This window comes from Parabacteroides sp. AM58-2XD, assembly GCF_003463685.1.
Lineage (GTDB): Bacteria > Bacteroidota > Bacteroidia > Bacteroidales > Tannerellaceae > Parabacteroides > Parabacteroides segnis.
In genome coordinates, this window is the sequence record NZ_QSDP01000026.1 from 54993 (window position 1) to 64014 (window position 9022).

7 protein-coding genes, 1 tRNA gene and 3 pseudogenes are annotated in these 9022 nt (G+C 43.4%); 8 read left to right on the forward strand and 3 right to left on the reverse strand.

The window, feature by feature from the left end; translation table 11 throughout:
• Positions 1-100 precede the first annotated feature (100 nt).
• The 4 genes and pseudogenes from DXA15_RS26145 to DXA15_RS08535 all read left to right on the forward strand — a co-directional run bounded on the left by DXA15_RS26145 (position 101) and on the right by DXA15_RS08535 (position 4104).
• Positions 101-1492 (forward strand): hypothetical protein, encoded by a 1392-nt coding sequence (locus DXA15_RS26145; RefSeq protein ID WP_233567008.1) that lies wholly within the window; start codon positions 101-103, stop codon positions 1490-1492.
• Positions 1461-1958 (forward strand): hypothetical protein, encoded by a 498-nt coding sequence (locus DXA15_RS26150; RefSeq protein WP_233567009.1) that lies wholly within the window; start codon positions 1461-1463, stop codon positions 1956-1958. Before DXA15_RS26145 ends, DXA15_RS26150 begins: the two co-directional genes overlap by 32 nt.
• Positions 1959-2224: 266 nt before the next feature.
• Positions 2225-3558 (forward strand): annotated as a pseudogene (gene gdhA / locus DXA15_RS08530) (NADP-specific glutamate dehydrogenase).
• A gap of 64 nt (positions 3559-3622) precedes the next feature.
• Positions 3623-4104, forward strand: a pseudogene (locus DXA15_RS08535) (ferritin).
• Positions 4105-4177: 73 nt separating this feature from the next.
• Here DXA15_RS08535 and ruvC read toward each other — a convergent pair.
• Both ruvC and DXA15_RS08545 read right to left on the reverse strand, forming a co-directional pair.
• Positions 4178-4737 (reverse strand): annotated as a pseudogene (gene ruvC, locus DXA15_RS08540) (crossover junction endodeoxyribonuclease RuvC).
• Entirely contained in the window at positions 4734-5048 is a 315-nt protein-coding gene (locus tag DXA15_RS08545) for a DUF4286 family protein (RefSeq protein WP_007657297.1), read from the reverse strand. Before DXA15_RS08545 ends, ruvC begins: the two are co-directional and overlap by 4 nt.
• A gap of 82 nt (positions 5049-5130) precedes the next feature.
• Here DXA15_RS08545 and DXA15_RS08550 point away from each other — a divergent pair.
• The 4 genes from DXA15_RS08550 (at position 5131) to DXA15_RS08565 (ending at position 7441) form a co-directional block, all read left to right on the forward strand.
• Positions 5131-5204, forward strand: a tRNA-Ala gene (locus DXA15_RS08550).
• Positions 5205-5309: 105 nt separating this feature from the next.
• Positions 5310-5876 (forward strand): RNA polymerase sigma factor, encoded by a 567-nt coding sequence (locus tag DXA15_RS08555; RefSeq protein ID WP_128133761.1) that lies wholly within the window; start codon positions 5310-5312, stop codon positions 5874-5876.
• Complete coding sequence (locus tag DXA15_RS08560; RefSeq protein WP_128133762.1) at positions 5873-6340, forward strand: hypothetical protein; 468 nt, start codon at positions 5873-5875, stop codon at positions 6338-6340. Before DXA15_RS08555 ends, DXA15_RS08560 begins: the two co-directional genes overlap by 4 nt.
• 12 nt (positions 6341-6352) lie before the next feature.
• Positions 6353-7441: a hypothetical protein gene (locus tag DXA15_RS08565; RefSeq protein WP_128133763.1), complete on the forward strand. Its 1089-nt coding sequence runs from the start codon at positions 6353-6355 to the stop codon at positions 7439-7441.
• A 90-nt stretch (positions 7442-7531) separates the two neighbouring features.
• Here the strand turns inward: DXA15_RS08565 and DXA15_RS08570 are convergent, their stop codons facing one another.
• Positions 7532-8920: a hypothetical protein gene (locus DXA15_RS08570; protein WP_128133764.1), complete on the reverse strand. Its 1389-nt coding sequence runs from the start codon at positions 8918-8920 to the stop codon at positions 7532-7534.
• Positions 8921-9022 lie beyond the last annotated feature (102 nt).

Sequence of the window (9022 nt, forward strand, 5' to 3'; positions counted from 1 at the left end):
TCAAGGACTATGGCAATGACATAGACTGGCACATCGAGTATGGCGAGAAGTATTTGGATGTCACCTACCCCGAAGACGTGAACTATCAGGCAAATTTTTCGTGCCTGCTCAAGACTATTCTGCTACCATGGCAAACGCCGGCCATGATTTCAGTGATCAGAATGTAATCACGGTGACCAGCTATGCTACGAACGGCATGGACAAAGAATGGATAGACCCGAAAATCAGCTATACTTACTATTCGTATAATAAGCAGACCGGGGTGTGGGAGATAGATAACACTACCTCCGGATGGCTCACACTTACCAAAGGTACTCTTAGTGATGACAGGTCACAGACACCATATACTTTTGTTGCCTCCATGACAGATCCGACTGAATCCACAATCAATGGCTTGTTTCCTACTACAAACAAAGGTTCTGAAGGCTCCCCGTATAATCTTTCTGGCATAGATGGAGGAGGTACTGTGGAGAATACCGCCAACTGCTACATGGTGGGTGCTCCCGGCTGGTATTGTTTTCCTCTCGTGTATGGAAATGCCATCACAGATGGAAAATACAACACTACAGCATATTCTTCAACGCACATGGTAAACCATCTTAATAAAAAAATTTCAGCCCCATATATTAAGGATAATAATGTAAACTTAGAAACTTCCAATGTCAGTGTGAAACTTATATGGCAGGATGCTGAAAATCTTATCATACCAGATGAAATAGAATATGATCCTACTCTTTTTAACAGTAATGGTGGAATAAAATTCCACATAAGTAACATACAGGAAGGAAATGCCGTGATAGCCTTGATTGACAAAAGTGCAGATGAAGATGAGTATGTCGATATAGACCGAGGTACAGTATACGGGAAAAGCGGAAGCACAAAAGCGATCTGGAGCTGGCACATCTGGGCAACCCGTTTCGGTTCCGAAGATTTCGAGAAGGATATCCGGATTCTCAACCATAAAGAGGAAGCATTCGATGTCATGCCTGTCAATCTCGGATGGTGTGCAGGAGACAAAAAGATAAAATATTATAAGCGCCGCAAATGTGATATAACATTCAAAGTAGGAGAGCACGAGATAATAAGGACGATTGAGCAATATCCCCATTTTCTCCTTCCTCGTGGCGACCATCCTTACTACCAGTGGGGACGTAAGGATCCGTTTGTCGGATCAAACAAACTTTGGGAAAACAAAAAGAGATGGACTCATGATAGCACCACCCCTTATGGTGAAAGTGGGGACTATGATCCTCCCAGACTTTATAATGAACCGGCGCAATTTGCAAATAACATAAACCGTAAAAACACTATAGAGTGCCTTGAGGTGCTTGTTAAGAATCCTGACAAATGGCATAATGCTACGCGACAGCCCAATGACCCCAAGGATTATAAGAAAGGTTTTTATAGTACAAACAAATCATATTCCGACCTGTGGTCAAATAATGGTAATAAGACGGTCTATGACCCCTGCTCCGGGATATCAGGTAGGTGACAACACTGTTTTCACCGGATTTACAACCCATGGAGGAAATGCAAAATTTCCGTATGACTGGTATGATGTACTTGAAAGCAACATGCTGTCGGACTATTATTCCGGCAGCTCAGTAAACAGGCAAGTTTTGGAACTTTACACGGACACGAGGAAAATTCAATCCATCATCTTCCCTGTCACCGGTTACCGAGATTATGATGGTCACGCACAGGTTGTACAATATCCGAATACGGGGGATCCCGATCTCATGGGCGAAGGTTATGTTTGGTTCAATATGGCAGATAATGAGACAAACTCTTACCACTTGAAGTTCCACCGTAATGATATTCAGCCCGGAGGTAAATGGACCAATAGAGGCGGTGATGGGCTGAACCTGATAGCCCCTTATGAGGCCTTCTACAATACCGATGGTTTCGGGATACGCCCGGTCCGCAACGATAGTCCCGGGATGTCCCCCACACCTTAACCCCTCCACCCGCCTGCCACCAAGCACCTACGCCTTGCAAATCAAGGGGTTGTTAGAATGGGCATTCTAAGGTCGTTACAATGCCCATTCTAATCACCTAATAATGCCCATCCTAAGGTTGTTAGGATGGGCATTGTTATAAACTGCTTATTGCGGATGATTAAAAACATATAATTCACTATCAAAAAGTAAGCAAAACACTTGGTCATTCCATAGGATTCGCTACATTTGCCTACACATTGTTATTCCTAAAAGCAAGAAACGCTATGAAGACAGAAGTTATTTTATCTGCACTGGAAGCAAAGCACCCGGGTGAAAAAGAGTACTTGCAGGCCGTGAAAGAAGTTCTTTTATCAATAGAAGAGGTTTATAACCAGCATCCAGAGTTCGAGAAAGCCAAAATCATCGAACGGTTGGTTGAACCCGAACGCATTTTTACTTTCCGTGTACCTTGGGTAGACGATAAAGGTGAAGTGCAAGTTAATTTAGGATATCGCGTACAATTTAATAATGCGATTGGCCCGTATAAAGGAGGAATTCGTTTCCACCCGTCGGTAAACTTATCTATCCTGAAGTTCCTGGGCTTCGAGCAAACGTTCAAAAATGCGCTGACAACCCTGCCGATGGGCGGCGGTAAAGGTGGGTCCGATTTTGCACCCCGTGGCAAGAGCGACGCAGAAATCATGCGTTTCTGCCAGGCTTTTATCATGGAACTGTGGCGTAACTTAGGACCGGACCGCGATGTTCCGGCAGGCGACATTGGCGTTGGCGGACGTGAAGTCGGTTATATGTATGGCATGTACAAGAAACTGGCTCGCGAAAACACCGGTACTTTTACAGGTAAAGGCATGGAGTTCGGAGGTTCGATCCTTCGTCCGGAAGCAACCGGATACGGTGCTTTATATTTCGTACATCAAATGCTTGAAACTCACGGCATAGATATAAAAGGTAAGACAGTTGCCGTTTCCGGCTTCGGAAATGTAGCCTGGGGAGCAACGAAGAAAGCGACCGAATTGGGAGCCAAAGTCGTAACCATCTCCGGTCCGGACGGATATGTTTATGATCCGGACGGTATTTCGGGTGATAAAATCGAATACATGCTGGAACTGCGTAACAGTGGCAACGATATCGTGGCTCCTTATGCCGACGAATATCCCAACGCCACTTTCTATCCCGCAAGAAGCCCTGGGAACAGAAAGTGGATATCGCCCTGCCCTGCGCCACACAGAACGAACTGGATGCCGACGATGCACGTAAGCTGATCGAGAACAAAACATTATGCGTTGCCGAAGTTTCCAACATGGGATGTACAGCCGAAGCAGTCGACCTGTTTATCGAACACAAACAACTATTTGCTCCGGGCAAAGCGGTTAATGCCGGCGGCGTAGCTACTTCTGGACTGGAAATGACACAGAATGCCATGCATATCTCCTGGACTGCCGATGAAGTGGATGCCAGATTGCATCAGATCATGGGCGCTATTCACGAACAATGTGTCGCCCACGGTAAAGACGGTAATTATGTGAACTATGTGAAAGGTGCCAACATTGCCGGCTTCATGAAAGTTGCCAAAGCTATGATGGCGCAAGGTATTGTATAAAATAGTCTGGCACACTTTTTGTAACCTATTTTATACAAATACAACTCAATAAAAGTAAAATATTATGATCTTAAGTAAGAACTTATCAAAGGCTTTCAATGAACAGGTAGAAGCTGAAATGTGGTCTTCAAACCTGTACCTGTCGATGTCGATCTATTTCCAGAAAGCAGGACTGAACGGTTGTGCACACTGGATGCGGAAACAGGCTGAAGAAGAGATGGAACATGCCCACAAAATGATCGATTTCGCTATCGACCGCGGTGGCGACATCGTCATCAATCAGATCAATGTCGTTCCGACTGCATGGGGTACTCCACTGGAAGTATTCGAACATGTCTACAAACACGAAGTACATGTATCAGAACTGATTGACAAGATGGTCGATATTGCAGAAGCAGACAACGATCATGCAGCCAAAGACTTTTTATACGGTTTCGTTCGCGACAGGTAGAAGAAGAATCGACAGCAAAAGCAATCGTCGACAAGTTGAAGCTGTACGGCGAACATCATGCCATCCTTCTGGATCATGAACTTGGCAAAAGATAATTTCTTTCCTCAATAAAAAAAACTCCGGTTCCTGTTAACCAAGGACCGGAGTTTTTTATGCTGTAATCTCTACTTACTTCCGTACTTTACCGGGATTCTTTGCCATGAAATCTTTCCATCCGCTATACTTCTTCTCCGAAATCGGATTATTTGTCTGGAAATAATGACAAACAGCGGCTGCCAATCCGTCGGTTGCATCCAACTGGGGCAACATCGACTCTTGAGGGATATGCAGGAAACGTTGCAACATTCCCGCCACCTGTTCTTTGGCAGCATTCCCGTTACCGGTAATAGACATCTTGATCTTCAACGGTGCATATTCAAAGATAGGAATTTCGCGTTCCAATGCTGCTGCCATAGCGACACCTTGCGCCCTTCCCAGCTTCAACATACTCTGTACGTTCTTCCCGAAGAACGGTGCTTCGATTGCCAATCGTCAGGGTGATACTGGTCGATAAGGGCCAGTACCCGTTCGAATATCTTTTTCAAACGCAAGTAATGGTCCTCGTACTTATTCAGTTGAAGAACGCCCATAGCTTCAAGCTTCGGTTTATTCCCTTCAATCTTCAGAACGCCGTATCCCATCACGATTGTTCCGGGGTCGATACCCAATATGACACGGTCTTTCGTCATGACTCCAGGTCTATTTCCTCCAATAAGGTACTGAAACCCACCAGCTTTGTTCCGAAACGGTTCACTAGCTCCTGTTGCAGGTCACGACCTTCGGACTGCATCCAATACTCCAGCGTTTCCGGATTCTTTACATGGAACTGAACCGAATAGCTGGTTGCATCCTCCGTCTCGTCCTGTAAAATACGACGCAGATAAGGTGTCCGCAGAAATCCGCTAGCTGCCGCACGGGGTATATAACTCTTTTTCAGATATTCAATACACTCGGCAAGGATATCATTCTCTATATTAAATGTTGTATTATAAACGATCATATTCTTTTTCTCTAAATTTCTTACACAAAGATAGTGCTAATATCAGGAAAAACTCTATATTTGCACTCGAAAATAAAACAACGGGGGATTAGCTCATCTGGCTAGAGCGTTAGACTGGCAGTCTAAAGGTGATCGGTTCGAGTCCGATATTCTCCACACAAAGGCAAAGAGGTTCACTTTAGAGGTGAGCCTCTTTTTTTATTTAAAATAATTCGACCATCTCCCTTTTTTTACGTATCATATTATAAACGGACAAGAAGTATGATGAATGAAGAAGAAATACAAGTACTAATAGATAAAAGCAAAAAGCAGGACATGACCGCTTTTGCCCTATTAGTCACAGAATACCGGCAACTTGTATTCCGACTGGCATTTCGCTTACTCTGTAATGAAGAAGAGGCTAGAGATATGGTACAGGAAACATTTATAAAAGTTTGGTTGAATCTTGACAAGTATAACCGGGAATACCGCTTCTCAACCTGGCTCTATAAAATTACCGGAAACATTTGTTGCGACCGCCTGCGCTTTCTGCAACATACCCCTTCGGGAAACATGCAAGGACCATCTGTCGATAACCTCCCCTTATCTTCTGAAGAGAACATGGAACAAAGTCTTATAAACAAAGACCTAAAGAACCTGATACTCCGGTTCACCGAGGAACTCACCCCAAAACAAAAACTAGTGTTCACCCTAAGGGAAGTAGAGGGCCTTGAAGTATCCGAAGTAGAAGCTATCACCGGCATGTCTGCCGAAAAGATCAAAAGCAATCTTTACCAGGCACGCAAACAGATACGAATGAAAATAAATCAGATGGAGAACAACCTATGAAAAGAAAAGATGAAACATACGGAAAATGGCTGGACAAACTAAAAAATACCGAACCAGTCTTGAATGCTCCGGAAGAGTTGACAAATGATATTTTGAACAAAATAAAAACCTTACCTTCCGGAACGTCCCTTCTGAAAGAAGCAAAAGGGAAAAGTAAAACAAACAGGATATTACTATCGGTCAGCAAAATATCCGGTATTGCAGCAGCTCTCCTGCTTTGTTTTCTGATAAGCGAAACCATTTTCTTTTCACAAGACAAGCAGTACCCGAAACAATCTTATGCGAATAATGCTATCTGGCAAGGGAAAGCCTACTCCCTACCCGATAGTTGGAGCCCAGAAAGTAGCTTACTCGAAAAAAGCCGCTATCTATCCGAACAATGGAAGGAATATAAAGAAGAACTATCAAAAAGAAAAACTTTCTTCCTGTCCAAGAGAATATCTGTAGAAACCATCATTCACTAAAACGAACAAAAGATGAAAACAAAAGGATATATATCAATCATTTCAGGACTGCTTTTTATGGCCTCCTGTTCTTCCAATCACCGGATAGTGACACAAATTTATCCGGACGGACAAATTGACCGTGAAGTATATGCACACGGAGACTCCGCTTTTATAGCGGGCGACGGCTCACACTCTCCTTTCCTGTTCTCCATTCAGGACTGGCAACAGACTCCTTTGAATCCCAGTATCCCTTTTGTTATCTTAGGAAAGAAAAGCGACTCATTCGGCAAAGAGGATCAATTGAATGTAAAAGTCAAACGCACATGGAATATATGGGATACCCCTCTCCGGCTCACTCCCGAAAAGAAATGGATGGAGCCGTTAGCCGTTCCGCAGGAAAAGCTGGAAAAACATTTCAGATGGTTTTATACTTATTATACATTCACATGCAACTATCGTCAAATTGAAGAAAGAGGCCCCATCCCCCTTGAACATTACCTGAACAAGCAAGAACAAGAACTGCTCTTTCAGGGCGACCTAACTCGAACACGGGGTATGAACGGACTTGAGCTAAACGATAAGCTGAATGACTTGACAGATCGTTTCGTGAAATGGTATAATGAGAGTTTGTTTGAAATCCGCTTTGAAACTATTGAGGAATGGGAAGCTAAGTCCGGTAATAAAACCTTTATCTCAAGGCTGAAAGCAGACAAAGAAGCCATCAAAAAATCAGCCATGAGTAAAGGAGAAGATACAGACCTGGATTCGATAGATATATATCAGCTACTCGACACTTTCTACCAGACGAACTATTTCTCCACTGCATATCATCAGAAGGACAAAGATGAGATAAACCGGTTATTTGAAGAGAAATGCCGTCCGATAGAGTTATTCAACCACCAGATAAAATACGAACTTAATATGCCGGGCCAGTTGATAACAACCAATACCACCCTGCACGAAGGAAAAACTCCTTATTGGAAGATAGACGCCTACCGGCTATTACCTGGTGATTATACTTTGGAAGCCCAATCGCGTGTAGCCAATATCTGGGCTTTTATTGTCACGGGGCTACTTGGGATACTGGCTGTCTGTGGTATGATATATGGCAGAAAATAAAATCCTGCCATTAATCCAGGAACAATGCCGAACAAGCAGCATTTGCCCCCCCGCACCTGACAAATACGGACACGTACCGGTTGATTGACTTCAAATGTCACATAACATCCCATTCCGTAATTGCGGACCATATGGACCGGAGACAATAGAGTTATTCATCATCTCAAAAATGCCGTTGCCATTCGAATCCCTTCTGATCAACCAGTCCAGCGCCTTCTCGCAACCTGCTTTATGAGATTTCAGCCACTCGATATCGCCACACAAGTCAAATTGTTCCGCTGTGTTAATCACATGGCCGGTCTGCGAATCTATCGTGTATCCCCATCTTGCTTCATAATATCCGGTTTTGTAATTGAATGTTCCCGGCATCTGGTCTTCATCCGCATTATGCCACCGGGAAAGGACACATCCGTCGGCTGTTATCGCATAATCCCTCTCACTGTCTAAGGTTGCGGACATATTTTTTACATAATTGCCGTCATTCAAGGCCATTCCTATCTGGGCAAAGAAAGGCTCATGCAAACATTTCCAGTTGGTAGTCCATCCGTTTGCTCCTACAATCATATTATCCACCACCCCGTATCTGCCGGTCGTATTCATCAACTCACGAACCGCTTCCGCATCTATGCCGGGCAGGTTTCCTCTTGAATAGGCAACTGCATAATCGACATATTCCATTTCCAACGTCATGTTTACCTCGCCTTTCCGAACATTAAAAGGGGTAAACACATCTGCTCGCTGATGGACAAAGCGGTTCAGATTATACCGGGGTTCCAATTCTTCATCTGTCACAAAATGAGTACAGACAAACTCTTTCTTATCACTCTGCGAATATTTTGCCGCCAGCTGTCTCCCATCCGATTTTGCTTTGATACGCAAGGCATTTCCCGTATCCGGATTCCAGAAAGTAACGCCTCCGGTATGTACGCCGTATGTATCATTTACCTCTCTCAAATATTTACACCAGACCATTCCTCCGTTATCCAGGATTCCTCCCTTCCAGACGGCTAAGTCTGCAAAATTCCATTGAGGGAAAGCCATTTCTTCCAGCTTTGCCAGGTTACTGTATTTTCGGTTGATATTCCATATGATCTTGTCACCATTCAGGTCAAAGCTCCATGATTCATTTACACTTATCGAATGATCTCCATAAATGATATTCTTTATAAGTATCTTATTTCCGGACTCTTCCACCTTAATCCCATCCTGACCGGAACAGGAGGTAAAAGAACCTCCCCTGGTTCTGAATCCAGTATAAACACCCGATTCGGATAATACATTTTTACCTTTTACTTTTAACTGCGTTATTTTACAACCATCCGAATAGTCGAGTTGAAGAACCAGCTTTTGACCGGGATCGGAGATAGTTATTTTTTTCAGTGCCGGATCATGAGGCCCATTATTATTCAGGGCATAAGAATCAATAGCAAACATAAACATCCCTAAAAAGATAAAGGTCACCAGTAGTCTCATATTCATGAATTATGTGAATTAAGTTAGTAATTAAAAACATTGGTATTAAATTTCAAGAACAAAGGTCTGTATATATTTTTCTTTGGAACATGAGGATTTGTTCTTTAT